At 32.3% G+C, this 15,717-nt stretch carries 20 protein-coding genes; 9 read left to right on the top strand and 11 right to left on the bottom strand.

Annotated elements, in window-relative coordinates:
• The 8 genes from AB8P06_RS19140 to AB8P06_RS19105 all read right to left on the bottom strand — a co-directional run.
• Positions 1 to 524 (bottom strand): hypothetical protein (locus AB8P06_RS19140; RefSeq protein WP_369844003.1); only part of this gene is annotated, 524 nt, incomplete at its 3' end.
• Positions 514 to 948 carry a hypothetical protein gene (locus AB8P06_RS19135; protein WP_369844002.1) on the bottom strand — a complete coding sequence of 145 codons (435 nt, stop codon included), beginning with the start codon at positions 946 to 948 and terminating at the stop codon, positions 514 to 516. The genes AB8P06_RS19135 and AB8P06_RS19140, both read right to left, overlap by 11 nt.
• Positions 949 to 955: 7 nt before the next feature.
• Positions 956 to 1,222: a helix-turn-helix domain-containing protein gene (locus AB8P06_RS19130; RefSeq protein ID WP_369844000.1), complete on the bottom strand. Its 267-nt coding sequence runs from the start codon at positions 1,220 to 1,222 to the stop codon at positions 956 to 958.
• 135 nt (positions 1,223 to 1,357) lie between these two features.
• Positions 1,358 to 2,719 (bottom strand): hypothetical protein, encoded by a 1,362-nt coding sequence (locus AB8P06_RS19125; RefSeq protein WP_369843998.1) that lies wholly within the window; start codon positions 2,717 to 2,719, stop codon positions 1,358 to 1,360.
• Between the two features lie 142 nt (positions 2,720 to 2,861).
• Positions 2,862 to 3,398 carry a hypothetical protein gene (locus tag AB8P06_RS19120; protein WP_369843996.1) on the bottom strand — a complete coding sequence of 179 codons (537 nt, stop codon included), beginning with the start codon at positions 3,396 to 3,398 and terminating at the stop codon, positions 2,862 to 2,864.
• A gap of 2 nt (positions 3,399 to 3,400) precedes the next feature.
• Positions 3,401 to 3,880 carry a hypothetical protein gene (locus tag AB8P06_RS19115; protein WP_369843994.1) on the bottom strand — a complete coding sequence of 160 codons (480 nt, stop codon included), beginning with the start codon at positions 3,878 to 3,880 and terminating at the stop codon, positions 3,401 to 3,403.
• A gap of 221 nt (positions 3,881 to 4,101) precedes the next feature.
• The gene (locus AB8P06_RS19110) at positions 4,102 to 4,311 is read right to left on the bottom strand and encodes a hypothetical protein (RefSeq protein WP_369843993.1); all 210 of its coding nucleotides are present in this window, start codon (positions 4,309 to 4,311) and stop codon (positions 4,102 to 4,104) included.
• A 2-nt stretch (positions 4,312 to 4,313) separates the two neighbouring features.
• Positions 4,314 to 5,606 (bottom strand): tyrosine-type recombinase/integrase, encoded by a 1,293-nt coding sequence (locus AB8P06_RS19105; RefSeq protein WP_369843991.1) that lies wholly within the window; start codon positions 5,604 to 5,606, stop codon positions 4,314 to 4,316.
• 342 nt (positions 5,607 to 5,948) lie between these two features.
• Between AB8P06_RS19105 and AB8P06_RS19100 the strand changes: the two genes are divergently transcribed.
• Positions 5,949 to 6,545 carry a Crp/Fnr family transcriptional regulator gene (locus AB8P06_RS19100; protein WP_369843988.1) on the top strand — a complete coding sequence of 199 codons (597 nt, stop codon included), beginning with the start codon at positions 5,949 to 5,951 and terminating at the stop codon, positions 6,543 to 6,545.
• 406 nt (positions 6,546 to 6,951) lie between these two features.
• On the top strand, positions 6,952 to 7,107 hold the full coding sequence (locus tag AB8P06_RS19095) for a hypothetical protein (protein ID WP_369843986.1): 156 nt from the start codon (positions 6,952 to 6,954) through the stop codon (positions 7,105 to 7,107).
• A 580-nt stretch (positions 7,108 to 7,687) separates the two neighbouring features.
• Here the strand turns inward: AB8P06_RS19095 and AB8P06_RS19090 are convergent.
• Complete coding sequence (locus tag AB8P06_RS19090) at positions 7,688 to 8,224, bottom strand: hypothetical protein (RefSeq protein WP_369843983.1); 537 nt, start codon at positions 8,222 to 8,224, stop codon at positions 7,688 to 7,690.
• Between the two features lie 267 nt (positions 8,225 to 8,491).
• Between AB8P06_RS19090 and AB8P06_RS19085 the strand changes: the two genes are divergently transcribed.
• Positions 8,492 to 9,328, top strand: a complete 837-nt coding sequence (locus AB8P06_RS19085) for a glycosyltransferase family 2 protein (protein WP_369843982.1) — start codon at positions 8,492 to 8,494, stop codon at positions 9,326 to 9,328.
• 50 nt (positions 9,329 to 9,378) lie between these two features.
• On the opposite strand, the gene AB8P06_RS19080 is transcribed toward AB8P06_RS19085, so the two are convergent.
• Positions 9,379 to 9,675, bottom strand: coding sequence for a hypothetical protein (locus AB8P06_RS19080; RefSeq protein ID WP_369843980.1), 297 nt, complete (start codon positions 9,673 to 9,675; stop codon positions 9,379 to 9,381).
• A 357-nt stretch (positions 9,676 to 10,032) separates the two neighbouring features.
• Entirely contained in the window at positions 10,033 to 10,482 is a 450-nt protein-coding gene (locus AB8P06_RS19075) for a hypothetical protein (protein WP_369843978.1), read from the bottom strand.
• Between the two features lie 245 nt (positions 10,483 to 10,727).
• Here AB8P06_RS19075 and AB8P06_RS19070 point away from each other — a divergent pair, with 245 nt between their 5' ends.
• From AB8P06_RS19070 to AB8P06_RS19045, 6 genes are all read left to right on the top strand, one after another.
• Positions 10,728 to 11,273, top strand: coding sequence for a YMGG-like glycine zipper-containing protein (locus AB8P06_RS19070; protein WP_369843977.1), 546 nt, complete (start codon positions 10,728 to 10,730; stop codon positions 11,271 to 11,273).
• Positions 11,274 to 11,342: 69 nt separating this feature from the next.
• Positions 11,343 to 12,983 (top strand): LIC_10190 family membrane protein, encoded by a 1,641-nt coding sequence (locus tag AB8P06_RS19065; RefSeq protein ID WP_369843975.1) that lies wholly within the window; start codon positions 11,343 to 11,345, stop codon positions 12,981 to 12,983.
• A gap of 45 nt (positions 12,984 to 13,028) precedes the next feature.
• Positions 13,029 to 14,099: a chorismate synthase gene (aroC, locus tag AB8P06_RS19060; RefSeq protein ID WP_369843973.1), complete on the top strand. Its 1,071-nt coding sequence runs from the start codon at positions 13,029 to 13,031 to the stop codon at positions 14,097 to 14,099.
• Between the two features lie 17 nt (positions 14,100 to 14,116).
• Positions 14,117 to 14,680 carry a thioredoxin family protein gene (locus AB8P06_RS19055; protein ID WP_369843971.1) on the top strand — a complete coding sequence of 188 codons (564 nt, stop codon included), beginning with the start codon at positions 14,117 to 14,119 and terminating at the stop codon, positions 14,678 to 14,680.
• Positions 14,677 to 15,216: a TlpA family protein disulfide reductase gene (locus AB8P06_RS19050; RefSeq protein ID WP_369843969.1), complete on the top strand. Its 540-nt coding sequence runs from the start codon at positions 14,677 to 14,679 to the stop codon at positions 15,214 to 15,216. The genes AB8P06_RS19055 and AB8P06_RS19050 overlap by 4 nt, the downstream gene beginning before the upstream one ends.
• An 86-nt stretch (positions 15,217 to 15,302) precedes the next feature.
• Entirely contained in the window at positions 15,303 to 15,650 is a 348-nt protein-coding gene (locus tag AB8P06_RS19045) for a YkvA family protein (protein WP_369843967.1), read from the top strand.
• Positions 15,651 to 15,717 lie beyond the last annotated feature (67 nt).

The raw sequence follows: 15,717 nt of genomic DNA, 5'->3' as shown, positions 1-15,717 counted from the left end.
ATTTGCTTTTCTTTAGTAAGTTTGCCTTCTCTGTGAAGTTTTCTCCAAGTGACCAAACTTTCTTTACAGATTCCAAGTGGAGTTGCTACTTTTAAAAGGTCAAATTCTGTCTTTTTTATTTTTAGTAAAGTAAATATATCTTTAAGGCTTTTTAAGCAGTTTTCAGGCGTGAAATCATCTCCATTGTATAAATAGTTATTAAAGTGATAGTGCGGACTAATTGATAGCTCTAAATGCCTGAAACCAACTAAATAACCATTCTCCATACTTTTTCTAAAATCAAACCTCATCAAAGCACCAAATTTTGAGTAACATACATAATTGTTATTCTGCGGTTTACGGGAAATCATTTCGTTTTCTGCAAAGCATAATAATCTTTGTATAATACATTGATCGGTTATTGAAAGTTTTAGATTATCCAACATTATTTTCATTATCTTTGTGTTGTAATCGGTTGCCACCATTACATATTTTGAACAATCAGGGAACCAAAAAGGCTCCCTTTTTTGCTTTCTAGATGGCATATTTAGTTAGTAAGCGAAGTTTGTATTTACAGTATGTAACACGGCGTTTAATAATGTTTTTCGCTGCTGGATTCTCCTGGACTTTTTGAAATGCTGTTTCCAAATCTTCTTTTTCAGATTTGTACTTTATTAGAAATTCCTCTTGAAGCCGCTTAGCCTCCTCTTCATTACACACGCTGAAAAGACTTCGTGTATTTCCTTTTTGTTTTACTCTACCCGTAACGCGGATCAAACCAACCTTTTCAAGTTCTGAAATTCGGTTTGTCGTTAAGTTTGTTCTAGTTTTTAATTCATCAGCAATATCTTCATAAGTGCATGGCTGAATTCTACCGATCACTGCTAGAACTTCATTCATTCTTTCTGCGATTGTATCTTTAATTTTTAGATACGCTTCTTGTCTAGGTGTAGGTGTAATGGTTGCCATAATAAGTTTAACTAAGTTTATTTTGATTAATAATTCGTTCAACTTCATGACGTTTGAAATATACCCGGTTTCCGAAACCATAACTAGGAATCATACTATCCTTTCTCCATCTGTGTAACGTGCTTAGATCGATCTTTAAAAGTTCGCAAACCTCAGCACGTGTTAAATATTCTGTTGGTTCTTTTGGCTGAAACTGTATAGAAAGTTTCTCAGTGAGTTTAGGAATCAGTGCTTCTTCGATTCCTTTTATAAGATCTGCGGGATTAGTACCCACGAATTGAATTGTATTCATTTGCAATTGTTTTAAATTTCTATTGCAAAGATTATGAATTGCATAAAGCAAGTGTTATCCAGAATAATATCCAATTTATCCAGAAATAAAAATAACTAACTATAAAACAGCTAGTTACTAATTTTCATTTATAGTCTTTTGATTGGGTATCTTAAATAAATCTTGTTTATCTAATGACAGCTTATTATCTGTAAAAAGTGTTTTACGTACATCTTCAGCGTTAGGTTGTTCTTCTTTATCGACAAATTCAAAGTGTTCTAAAATCATTCTTGAAATCGCACTTGTATTATTTTTACCATTTCTTTTAGGTGCTTCAATAAAGCCCTTATCTATTAATTCGGAAAACAGATACCCTATTGATTGTAAACTTCCTTTGATTTTTATTTTTTGATATATAGGGGAAATATTTGTGTTTTCAACTATTATTTCCTGATTTATAGATTTCTGATTTTGAAGTTTCCATAATTTTTTAAATTTCAAAAAAACTTTATAACCAATTTTCTTTTTATTATGAAAAAATCCATTTCCATCGCTATACTCTCTAAATTCTACATTATTTAAAATTATTCCTCTTTCGATTGTACTTAACACATCATTTTGCTCCCTTATCTTTAAATGTGTTCTATACAAATCCTCTGCGTAAAAACTATATTCAGTAGGTTTGTAATCTTCTTTTGATGGAAGTTCATAAGTTTTGTATAGTTTGTATTTAAGAATAGTACTGTTTTCTGCAATTATTTCTTCCTTTAATTTTGAAATTGTATCAAAGTATAAATCGTCAATTTCTTCGTCAATCAAATCATTATTTCCATTTATATATTTTTTGGATAACTCAAAGATATATTCAGCAACAATCTCAATTTTTTCATTCTCAGATTGAGCATTTTGATACGAATTCAATACTTCACTACTATTATTATTTAATTCAGGTTCGTTTTTAATTGTTGAACTAATTAAATGAGTTTTTTTATCTAAATATTCTATAATTCTCTTTATTGCATATTTAAAATTTGTAAATTTTTTTTCATCAAAAACTAGTTTTTTTGTGTAATTATCAAATGTAAAAAACTCTTTTAAATATTTATGTTTTTCATCATCGATAATTGCGCTGTTTTTTCTAGTCCAAACATTACAATCTTCCCAAAAATCCATTACATTAGTATCAAGAGAAATTTCTAAATTGTCTCCGTCAAAATTTGAATCTAGATCATCATGCAAGTATTGTATTAGTTTCTCCTGCATAAATTCTTGATATGCAGTAATTGATAACTCATAATTTTCAGGATATTCATCTCTAATCCAATTTGAATTAATGATAAAATCAAAATTATTTTGATAAAAAAATAATATATATTGACTTCTCAATTCATTCAAGTAGTCAATTTCATCAGCGTCAGGATAGTTATTAAGCCAAATTTTTAAATTCTTATTATAATTCTCATCAAATTCTTTGAAATTATAGTATAATGGTATTTCCATATTTTAAACAATTAATTTTCGGTTGCCACTATAAAAATATGATAAAAAAATGAGATGTTTTTAAAGCATCTCATTTCTATCAGTTATTATTATTTTTTTAAATTTATTATTTATTATGTCCAATTGGACAGTTGCATTGCAATTAAATCGCAGGGTAAATAACTTCCTGAATAGATGCGTTTACGTTAAATCCGTAAAGATTATACTTAAAAGAGTTATCAATTTCATCATAATCACTTTTCATCTTTTCAAAAGATTTATGCTTTTGAAAATCGGTAAAAACCTTTATCAAACATTTTGCGTAATCATCATCATAAAACTTCAATTGTTCAATTGCTTCATCAGTACATGATAAACTAGCCATAGTACGCATTTCAAGTGTTGGAGCATTATCCATATCTTTCTCCAAACAAATGACAAGCATGATCCGGGAAATATTTTCTAACTCGTATATTTGAATTCCTTTATCAGTTTGTGTTTTTAGGAATTTCTTGTCTATTGATATAATTCTTCTAAAGAAAATTAAGCAATCTTTAAATTCAATAGCATATATTTTATTCAAAAAAAATATATCCTTTTTGCTCCACTCACTCCTATTAACTTCGTAACATCTAGCTATATCATATTTGTTCACAATATGAATATCTGCTGTATTTATATCTACTAGAATTTCTTTCATGATTAGTTTTCATTTTCTAGAATTGCTAATTTTGCTTTCAAAATCAATAAAGAATCTGAATCTAATTTTTGATTCATTAATTCTTTCTTGGCATGAGACTTTTGAATAGATTTAAATCTTTTATAAGCATCATTCTTAACTCTTGCTACAATGCTATATAATTCAGTAAAGTCTATCAAGTTGTTTTCATACAATAACCTAGCATCATAAAGAATTGATGATAATTTTATAAGGCAAAAAGCTTGATATTTACTAATTGAACCTGCTTTGTTATAATCGCTCATTGATAATCCTAAACTATGGAAATATGGGTATTTATGATCATCTTTAAAATCCCAATTAAAATGATGTAACACAGAAGTAAAATTAATAATACCGAAATCAAACCTTCCTTCTTTAATTACTTTAATTTCTCTTAAAGCATCAAAGGATGTATTATTTAATTTTCTTTCATTTGAATTTTTTTGTTCTTTTGTTTTCATGGTGATTAGTTTTTATTGTTTATTTTATGCCATATTTCTTTTTGAAGTCTTGAAATGATTTAGAGTTTTTCAGAAAACTTGAAGAATCTTTTTCTATCTCGCTCTTACTTTTCTTTCTTTCCTGCAATCCCTGCAGTATTCGTTTACATAATTCTTCCCTTTTATCTTCCGGAAGTTTATTAAGATATTCTTTTGCTATTTCGTAGTGTAATTTATAACTCTTATTTCCATCCTCTCCTTAAGGCTACTTTGTTTATTGCAATCTGAACGCTTGGAGAAAGTTGTCCGGCAACCACTCCGGTATTTTCTCTCGCTAATTGTTCCAATGTTTCGATACGGCTCCAAACCTCTGCATTTTCCTCCTTCTGCTTTTTTTCAATTCTTGACTGCTTCATTCTTAAAGCCTGTATCTCTTTCTCCAATGCGCCCATGATTATGATATTTTTTGATTAGATAATTCTTTAAATGTTTTTGCTGTTTGCATAGCCCAATCATCTGCAGTTCTACCAATATAATTTAAAAACATAGATTCTGTTTTATGCCCGGTAATTGACATCAGTTGAGGTGTTGTAAACATTTTATTTCCGTAGAAGTTTGTAGCAAATGAACGACGGCAAACATGAGATGAAACAAGTTTACATTTTTCAGTTTCTACAATCTCATTCTTTTTCGTTTCTTCATTAAAAACTTTCCCTTTGACCATTTCATTAATTCCAGCCAATTCGCAAACCTTTTTTATATGCTTGTTAAAGAGAGTAGAATTAGAATCAGGATTATCGGCAAATACCGGAGGGAAATCATTGTTATATTTTTTAAGAATTATTTCAACCTCATCATGTAAAGGAATCACTACCTTTTCACCTGTTTTTTGTTGCTTAATTTCAATAAACCTAAAAGAGTTCCCATCCGCGTCTGTTTTAGTATAGATCATCCTTTTTGTCATTCTAAGAAGATCCGACGATCTTTGACCAAGATAACAGCCCAGAATAAGCCAATCTTTAGCAATATTCCAATCAGTATTCAATGTAGTTATATCTTTTATCTGTTCTATTTCCTTAAAAGAAAGAAAAACTTTATGATCACTGTTCGTAGTTCCTGTAGTGAAGCCCGCAATTTGATGATGTATTTGTTTACCGTTATTTCTGGAATCAAATAGCACTGTTTTAAGGTTTTTAATAAATCTGGTGGCTGTTGTTTCCATTAACCCACAATCAACGATAAGGTAGTTCTTAAAATCAATTAATACCTTACCGCTAATATCTTCTATCAAGTAATTCTTTTTCTTCTTTTTCTGGTATGCAGCAAAACGATCCTTAAGATTGTTTAGTTTATTGATTGTACTTTTAGTGTAAGCTGAAATCCCCTCTTTAAAATCAATAAAATTGATAAGGTAATTTAAGAATATACTATCATCTACTTTTTCATCAATACGATTAAAATACGCACTTAATTTATCTTTAAGCCAGTTTGTGTCAAATATTACACCTGCAACAAAGTTTGAATTGTATTCATTTAGTAAATGGTTTGACAGTTCTCTTAACTGCCTTGTAAGAATTTTGTTTTCCGGATTGTTCTGCTTTGGAAAATTCGTATCACTACTCCAATCAGAATGATTTATTACCAGATCCGTTGAGGTTCTTAGTTTAAGATCCCGTGAAATTGAAAATTGTACTTGTATTTTGGAATTTGCCGATTTAGTACGCAAATAATATCTTATCGTAGCCATAACTTATTTTGAACTATACGAAGATATAAATTATTTTTAATTGTGTCTACATTTGTGTCTACTTTTTTACAATTAAATGAAATTAATTAAAACACATTGCGATTAAAACTACCTGAAAATCATTAATATAATATTATTTTAAGATGTATGCGTTAGTATAGCATTTCAATATTTAGGTACGCTAGGTACCTCAAAAGTCTCTTTATACGAATACCGGGAATCCGGTGAGTTGTAAAGAGGCTTTTTTGTTTTACAAAACATTAAATTTTTGGCGTATTATTTGATAAGCCATCAGTATCGATTTTTACGATTTATTCATCCTTTAACCTTAGAACTTAAACTATGATAATCAGTGAAGATTTACTTTTAGCCTATGGTGCGGAATATGCAAATTATGCAGCAAACGACACCATTATACAAGAGGGAACAACTCCTAAATTTTATATTCAAATTGTAACCGGAACCGTTGAGCTGACCAATTACCATGAAGATGGAAAAGAATTCACTCAGAATATTCTGTCCAATGGGCAAAGTGTCGGAGAGTCATTACTATTTAATGGCAAGCCCTACCCTATGAACGCCATTGCGAAAACACAATGCAAAGTTCTGAAACTCTGTAAAGAAGATTTTTACAGTTTATTAAAAGGCAATACCGATGTTTTATTCAACATGTTTCACTGTCTTGCAGACCGGTTGTATTATAAGTATCACATGTTATTCAGTATGTCGAATTCAGACCCTTCCGCCAAAATTAAGACCACGCTGGATTATATTAAAGAGTACAATTCCATAGACCATTCACAAACTTTTCAGGTGCCCTTAACAAGACAGCAAATAGCAAACATAACGGGCCTCCGTGTAGAAACGGTTATCAGAACAATTAAAAAGATGGAAAAGGAAAAAGTAGTGAAAATAGAAAGAGGAAAAATCCTGTATTAAATTCTTATTGACTATATATAGAAAAACCTCCCGGGGCGCGGGAGGTTGAACAATGATTGTTTTTTAAGATGAAATATGAATGGGTTATTAGTTCTAAAATTAAAAAGTATTATCAACATGGTTTATGATTCTGATCATAAATGAAAATCCCCGGACTTCTCCGGGGATAAAAACTAATAACCATGAAAACTCAATTAAACATGAGGGGTCCGGTTCAAATTTAAAGCAAATTAAATATGAGTAAAAACAGGGTTTAACATAATAAAAAAATTCCTAGTTGTTTGAATTATTTTAATATTTTTACGACAATTCTTTTAATTAAATAACAATTTAAAACGAAAAACTATGAAAAAATTAAATGTAAAGAATCAACTTACAAGATCTAAATTAAAAGTCATTTTTGCAGGTGACCCAATTGACGAACCAGCTCCTGGTGAAGGAGATCCAACTGGCGAAGTATGTGGAAGCGGAGGTAAAAGATGCTACGATTATGAAAGATGTTGTCAGCACCCGGCTGGATTTACCTATTGCAATACACGTCCTTGTGGTGAATAAAGGATAGATTAAAATTAGCTAATCTCTAAATTAACAGAGCTTAGTTTTGTAAAACTCCCCGCCCATTAGGTGGGGAGTTTTTTTAATTTAATAAAATTGACTGAAGTTTATTTGAAGCCAGTTGTTAATAGTTCATCCATCTTAACCTTTTTTATTTTGGTTTTAGATTTAATATGTTCAACTGAACTATTTGTTTTAATGGTAGATTCATTCTGATGGATTGAAGACCTCCAAGTGCCGAAAGTTGAACAATGATTGTTTTTTAAAATGGATATGAATGAGTTATTAGTAATTAAATTTAAAAAGTATTATCAACATAGTTTTATGATTCTGGTCATAATGAAAATCCCCGGACTTCTCCGGGGATAAAAACTAATAACCATGAAAACTCAAATTTAAACATGAGTAAATTCTATCAATTAACGATATAAATACCATATTATTATTCAGAAAGAGTAATTTAGAATACGACAAAAGAAAGTAGAATTATTTGCATACATCTATCTGAAAAACGCCATTAAATTATTGGTGAATAGAAATACCACCTACAGTTTTTAAATAGTTTACGGGATTTATCTCAGACTATTTTACTTCAACCCGTTTTTATCATCAAATTGTTTTAAAGCTTTAAAAAACAATTCATCTTTCTCATAAACCTGCTGGTAAAACTTCTGTTTTTCTAATGCCAGTTCCAGCATCCGGTGTTGTGCTGCAGACATTTTCTTTTCATCACCTTTAGCGCGCATCACTACCTCCTGCTTAATCTCATCCCGTGAATAAAGAAACAGTTTTCTCAGACTTTTGTAATACTCTATTGCTGCTTTCTGCAGCTGTTTTCCATCTTCAATGCCATCAGGATTAAGCATTTCAATATCTTTAATGATCTCGTTAAATTTTATCTCCTGTTGATCAACAAGCAACAAGGCATTTGAATAATCATGTTTGATAAGATAATTCAGCTTTCTCGATTCAAGCCCGGTTTTTCCAAGAAGCATGTTAAATGACTCAGATTCTTTATCAACAATAGATTTTTTAAAATCGGCCGCCTTTTTATTACTACACGAAATAAGGGTAGCAAAAACAAGAACCAGAAAAGGTATTTTGAAATATTTTATAAAATTCATACCAAGTTTTGTTATGAAATTACAAAAAATACAATAACAAACTTTTATCCCGGAAAAGAATAACAGAAAAATTACAGATTATAAAAAAATAATAGGATAAAATAAGGTTTAAAATAAATACTGACTTCTTTTCTATTTTATAAATCGTTCTCATTCAAAAAATATTCAGGATATATTGTGTATTTATCAAGATATTCTCTATACTTGTAATGGTAAAATTTAAATTCATATTTTACATTTTAAAGTACTACAACACAAACTGGTTCAATGATGAAGAAATTTTCAGTTCTTATTGCTAACTACAATAACGGAAAATATTTTAAAGACTGCTATGATTCTTTAATAGCCCAGACTTACCCTGATTTTGAAGTTATTATTGTAGATGACAGTTCTACGGATAATTCACTGAAAATAATAAAAGATATTATCAAAGACGACGATCGCTTTAAATTATTTGAAAACAATGTCAATAAGGGATGTGGCTTTACCAAAGGCAACTGCATGGATTATGCTACCGGTGAGATCTGCGGCTATCTCGATCCTGATGACGCCCTTTATCCTGAAGCTATCGAAAAATCTGTACATGAATTCATCAAAAACAAAAATCTCGCAGCTACTTATTCCCAGATGATGTTGTGTGATGAAAATTTACAACCGCAAAAAACATTCAGCAATACAAAGCAGGTTGATAATAACCGTTACTTTTTTAATTGCCCTATTCAGTTTGCCCATTTCTTTTCTTTCAAAAGAGAAGCTTATTTAAAAACATCAGGTATCAACCCTGATCTGACCAGTGCTGTAGACCAGGATTTATACTTGAAAATACTGGAGCAGGGAGAAGTAAAATTTATAAAAGAAGTATTGTACAAGTACAGGCTTCATTCTGAAGGTATCTCACAAGACCGTTCCAAACAACGGGCAAAAGACTCTTTCGCCAAAGTAATCCTTGAAACAATGGAAAGAAGAGGTATCAAAAAAATCAATGGAAAAACGGTTCCTTCCCAATATAATAATTCAGAAGAAGTTTATGCCCTGCTTGATTACCAGGCACAACCACTCCACAGGCTCATAAAAAAAATTAAATTGGCTTTCAAGGGATACTAAAAAAACTCCTTATAAAAGGAGTTCGAGAATATATGAGATCTAAAAAAGTGTTATCTTGTAGCTCCTGTAGTATCAGATACCGCTGCATTCACATTCCCGGACCTGTTTCCTGTATTATTGTTGCTTGTTTTTCTTCCTCCTGTAGTCGTTGTATTTGTTCCGTTATTCATACTGTCATGAACTGATGCGGTATCTGCGGGAATCTCAGGTGATATACCTGCAGTATCAGAATATATATTGTTCGCATTGGCAGAATCGGTAAGATCTGTATTATTCTCCGTCTCCTTTTTTTTACAGCTTAGGGCCAGGAAGCTTATTGCAAGCATTGATAGGAATACATTTTTCATATTATTTTTTAATGGTGATTACTACTTTTAATGATTTTTAAAATTAGACACTTATTCATCGGTATTCTATGAGTGAAATCATAATCTATTATTTTTGATTGTATAGATAAAAAATAAAATGACCTCCGAAGAGGCCATAAAAAAACACAAATGATGAAAAAAAATCTATTTAGAAAATCTAAACAGAATATATTGTTATACTCCATATTTCCTATCAATTAAGATGGTTATAAAAACCGCTTCTTGGATCTGTTACTTGTTTCCAGCGAAATATAAAGACATTAACGAAATAAATAAATCTCTTTCCTCAATTAACTTAAAGAGGAATTAAATTACTGCGAAAATATTAAAAATTATTTACTCTTCCCAGGCAATAGGAATATAAACTGTAACATATCCGTCTGCATCTACCTGAGCATCGGAAACAGAAGCCACCACCGAGCCGTATCCTACCCATCCTCCTTGCCCCTGCATGGCTGTAAAAGTGTAAGTACCTGCCGGAATTCCGTCATAATATTGTGGAAGAGACTGAAGCCCGCTGCCTCCATAAGTTTCAAAAGACTCTCCTGTAGCATTATTGGTTGCTACAAAGCTTCCCACATCATAACTTCCCGAAAGAACTTTTGTACCGTTTTGTGAAAGAAGACCATAACGAATAGGGTATGTTGCAGTTTTAGAAACTTCTTTTGATGCAATCGATCCTGACTTCGGCTGCGAATCCATCATTAAATCGTTGTCGGATGAACATGCTGTAACAACAAGCACAAGCCCCGCTAAAGACAGGGCATTGAAAATTATTCTTTTCATAATAATATAATTTGGTATTCCAAAAATAACCTTTTTATATGAATCTAATAAAAACCAATAATTAACGAAAAGTTACAATATGATATTTTACAAAAGATCATTCCAAATAATGAAAAATTTCCCCAAGCCATGTTTTAATATTTATTTAGATTTTTTAACATTCGTTAACTAAAACTTGGCTTCATAATTGAAAATAACTTACAAGATAAAGTCTTCGGACTTATTTATAGTATAAAATTTGAGTTATGAAGAATATAATAGTAACAGGTCTTTTGTCAGTATTTTTAATGACAGCCTGTAAAAAGGATGATCAGATTGCTGAAAAATCTTTAGAGCAACAGAAAGTTGAGTTTCAGGCCAGACAACTTGAAATAGAGAAACAGAAATTAGCCATTGAAAAAGAAAAAATGGTTTATGAAGCTCAGAAAAAGGCAGACAGTATTGTTGAAGCTAAAAAAGCAAGAACAGCAACAGCCAATAATTCAGAGCCCAGAGTTATTACAAAAACAAGAACGGTTTACAGAGACAGAGAATCCGGTTCAGGTAATAACGGTACATATGCCGACAACGGAAGCAGTGCTTCACAAGGAACAACTCAGAAAAAAGGGATGAGTAAGGCCGCGAAAGGAACCATTATCGGTACCGTAGGTGGTGCAGCTGCAGGGGCTATTATCAGTAAGAAAAACAGAGGGCTTGGAGCCGTGATCGGTGGTGTTGTAGGAGGAGCAACCGGTTATACAATCGGTAGATCACAAGATAGAAAAGATGGTAGAGTTCAGCCTCGTAATTAATACTCGTAATTAATATAATATTTTCAAAAAAAGAATAAAAGATTGCTTATTTTTAGGCAATCTTTTATTATGCTCATAATGCTCCTTTCTTCCGTACTTATTATCCCGGTCCTGATGGGTCTGGGAAAAATCATGGAGCATTTTGCCGGGCCCTTATTTCCCGGAATAGCAGGGAAAATCCTGGCCGGAACTTTGGGTTTAAGTATACTCTGGACAGTACTTGCATTCTTCATACCATTAAATATTTATGTAGAAACCCTCACTATTTTTTCCGGACTCTTTTATTTCTTTAAGGAAAAACTATATCTTGAATTTTATAAATTCCCTGCGAAAGATAGTTTCCTGATCATTATTGTAGCTCTGATCATTCTTTTCTGCGGATCTTATTATCCCTACATATTAGATCATTACGGGTATTATATTTCTACTATAAAATGGCTTGCAGAATATGGTTTGGTGAAAGGCATTTCCAATCTTGACCTTACCCTCGGGCAGATGTCTGCATGGCATATTATCCAGGCCGGGTTTTCTAATTTTTCCGATCCTTTTTTAAGAATCAATGCGGTTTTATTAATTGTTTACACACTTTATATTGTTGAAAAAAAGAGCTGGATTCAATTGTGTTTTCTTCCGGTAATGCTTTTGTTCTCACAATCACCAAGCCCTGACTTACCGGTCATTGTTTTTTCATTAATTATTCTGAATGAAATTTTATCCGGAAATAAACAGACCTCTCTCCTGCTCGGATTTTCAGTTTTTGTTTTTACCATAAAACCTACGATGATCTGGCTTCCAATACTGAGTTTCCTCTACTCTGTTTTCATAATTAAATCAAATGTCAGAAACTTAACCTTAGGAATTATAATCCTTTTTTTATTCTTCATTAAAAATTTATGGACGTTCGGATACCCTGTTTTCCCAATTCCGATCGTCGATTTTGGACTGAGCTGGAAGCCCAACCCTGAGATTTTAAAAACTTCTTCACAGTTTGCCATTCAAAAAACGTATGATTTACAATACACTTACGAAGAAATCAGGAATTTTTCACAGCTTGACTATATCAAAAACTGGTTGTCACTTGATGGGATCAAATCGAAAATCAATATTCTGTTTATCTTAAGTTTATCGGGATTTATCATTTTCTCATTCATTAAAAAGAATAAGATCATCAGTTTAATCTGTATTTCTCTGATCATAAAAAGCATCCTTATATTGCTCTTTTCCGCTCAGTACCGATTTTTTATCGATGTCTTTTTTGTAATATTATTTGTAGTGCTTTTCAATAGTTTTGATAAAAAGAAAGCAATTGCTGTATTTTCAGTGGCAGGTCTTTTAATCATCAGCTTCCTTTCCTTTCCGGAATTTATTGGAAAACATCTTCCCAGTTATAAAATGGCATCTTATATGGGAAGGTTTGAAAAAGAACAGCTCATCAGACCTGCAGTTTATGAAAATGTAGCATTTGATTCTTTTAATTTGGGAAATCTGAAATTCAATGTTTCCAGAAATTATCCTTACAACTTCAGCACACCATTACCTGCCATTACACCCAATTATATTACTGAAGATGCAAAGGCAGAAGTTTTCCCGCAACTCATCGACCGGCAAAATATCAGAAAGGGATTCATTTGGAAAAAAATGACCATGCAGCAGAAAAAAAGCACGGAATACATTATCAATACCATCATTAATCACGATAAACAGAACTAAATACAAAGACTGGATTATCTGAAGAAAAAGCCTTAAATTTGCGTTATGTTCAATACTTTAGGTAATCTTCTCAGTCTTACAACATTTGGAGAAAGTCATGGCTTAGCTTATGGCGGTATAATCAATAATTTCCCGGCGGGCTTAACGGTAGATTTCGATAAAATTCAATATGAATTAGATCGGAGAAAACCCGGCCAGTCAGCCATCGTCACCCAAAGAAAAGAAAGTGATACGGTAAAATTCCTTTCAGGGGTTTTTGATGGAAAAACAACGGGAACTCCAATAGGTTTTATCATCGAAAACGAAAACCAGAAATCAAAAGATTATGATCATATCGCGAAATCTTATCGTCCCAGTCACGCAGATTTCACCTATGATCAGAAATTCGGGATCAGGGATTATCGTGGCGGAGGAAAATCTTCAGCCCGGGAAACCATCAATTGGGTGGTAGCCGGAGCATTAGCCAAACAGCTTTTATCAGACATCGAAATCAATGCTTACGTATCTTCCGTAGGTGATATTTTCTGTGAGAAACCTTATCAGGATCTGGATTTTTCAAAAACAGAAACTAATGATGTTCGTTGCCCTGATGCAGAAACTGCAGAAAAAATGATTTCCAGGATTAAAGAAATCAAAAAAGAAGGCAATACCATCGGCGGAACGATTACCTGTGTGATTAAAAATGTTCCTGTAGGAATTGGAGAACCTGTATTTTCAAAATTACAGGCTGAGCTAGCCAAAGCCATGCTTAATATTAATGCCTGTAAAGGTTTTGAATATGGAAGCGGGTTCTGTGGGGCAAAAATGACAGGAAAAGAACATAATGATGCTTTTAACACAGACTTTACTACAAAATCAAATCTTTCAGGTGGAATTCAGGGAGGAATCTCCAATGGAATGGATATTTATTTCCGCGTGGCTTTCAAACCTGTAGCGACTATATTAAGGCCTCAGGACAGCATCGACAGAGATGGAAATCCCGTAATTGTAGAAGGTAAAGGCAGACACGATCCTTGCGTTGTTCCAAGGGCTGTTCCTGTAGTGGAAAGTTTAGCAGCATTCGTACTGGCTGATTTATTTTTAATCAACAAAACAAGAAACATCAATAATTTTTAACATAAATATTTTTAGTAATGAAAAATTACTGGGATAAAGGGATCACTTTTGAGGAATATATCGATATTGCAATACAAAGGAAAAACAATCCCGACAATCAGAAAGATATAGATTATAAACAATATTATGAATTGGGACTTCAGAGAATGGACCGGACTTTAAAAAAGTACACACCTGATGAAGAACAGTTGAATGAATTAAAATCTAAAAATTTTGACGGAAAACTGTTAATTATCTCTGAAGCATGGTGCGGTGATGCAAGTGCTACGGTTCCTGCCCTTATTAAATTTTTTGAAGGCAGAAATGAAGTAAAAATTTTCCTCAGAGACAGCGATACAAGCTTAATTGACCAGTTTTTAACGAATGGTACCCAATCTATTCCGAAGATAATTATTCTGGATAATGATTTTAATGTAAAAAATTCGTGGGGACCGCGTCCAAAATACGGAAAAGAGCTCTTGATGAAATATAAGGCTGATCCTGAAGGTTATCCGAAAGATACTTTCTACAATGATCTGCAGATTTATTATGCTAAAAACAGAGGCAAAGATGCCGTTCAGGAAATATTGGAATTACTATGAAAAAAAATCTGATTTACATTGTATTAATAGCCATCATCGGGATTATTGCATTCGTTCCGGGAGTAAAAGATTTCCTGAAAGATCAGTTTTTCCCGATTGCCACTATTGAAAATGCAGTGACGGTAGACAAGGCTGATTATGATATTGAGCTTCAGGGAATCAATGTTCCAAGTACCAATCTTAAAAATTTTAAAGACAAACCTGTCTTTCTAAATTTCTGGGGAACATGGTGCCCGCCGTGCAGAAAAGAATGGCCAACGATACAAAAACTGTATGACACCCGAAAAGGCAATGTAGATTTTGTATTGATTGCGATGAATGACGAAGAAGCTGCCGTAAGAAAGTTTTTACAGGAGAATAAATATACAGTTCCGGTTTATATTGCACAAAGCCCGATTTCAGAAAAGTTATTGCCTAAAGTTTTTCCTACCACCTTTCTGTTAGACAAAAACGGCAGGATCTTAATCAAGGAAGATGCATACAGAGATTGGAATACAGAATCTGTGCATCAGTTCATTGATAATATTATTAAATAATTTTTTAACTAAATTTTATAAATTCTTGGTATAGAATTTGCGAAATTTGTAGAGTTGAAAAACTTATTTAAAACTTAAACACAAAAATGAAGTATTCCAAGTTAAATCTGGCTAAAGAAGCCATCAGCCATAAGGGCTTTGTAAAAAAGATCCCGGATATATTCAGAATGGTTAAATCATGGAAAAAAGGAATTTATCCCATGAAATCTATCGATATCATTTTGCCTTTGCTCGGTATTTTGTATGTGATCTCTCCGATTGATTTGCTTCCGGAAGTCGCAGTACCAGTTTTAGGAGTCTTAGACGACTTAGCAGTTCTGTCTTTAGTCATTCCTAAACTCATCAAGGAAGTTGATAAATTTTTACTCTGGGAAGCTGAACAGAAATTAAATTCAGGGAGCACCAAAGTAATCGATGCTCAAATCGTAAAATAACTTTATTGATCATAATATTTAAAGCCATTCCAGTAATTTTTGGGATGGCTTTTATTTAGAAATCAAC

Source organism: Chryseobacterium tongliaonense (genome assembly GCF_041224435.1).
Taxonomy (GTDB): Bacteria; Bacteroidota; Bacteroidia; order Flavobacteriales; family Weeksellaceae; genus Chryseobacterium; species Chryseobacterium tongliaoense.
This window is presented reverse-complemented; position numbering and strand designations above follow the sequence as displayed.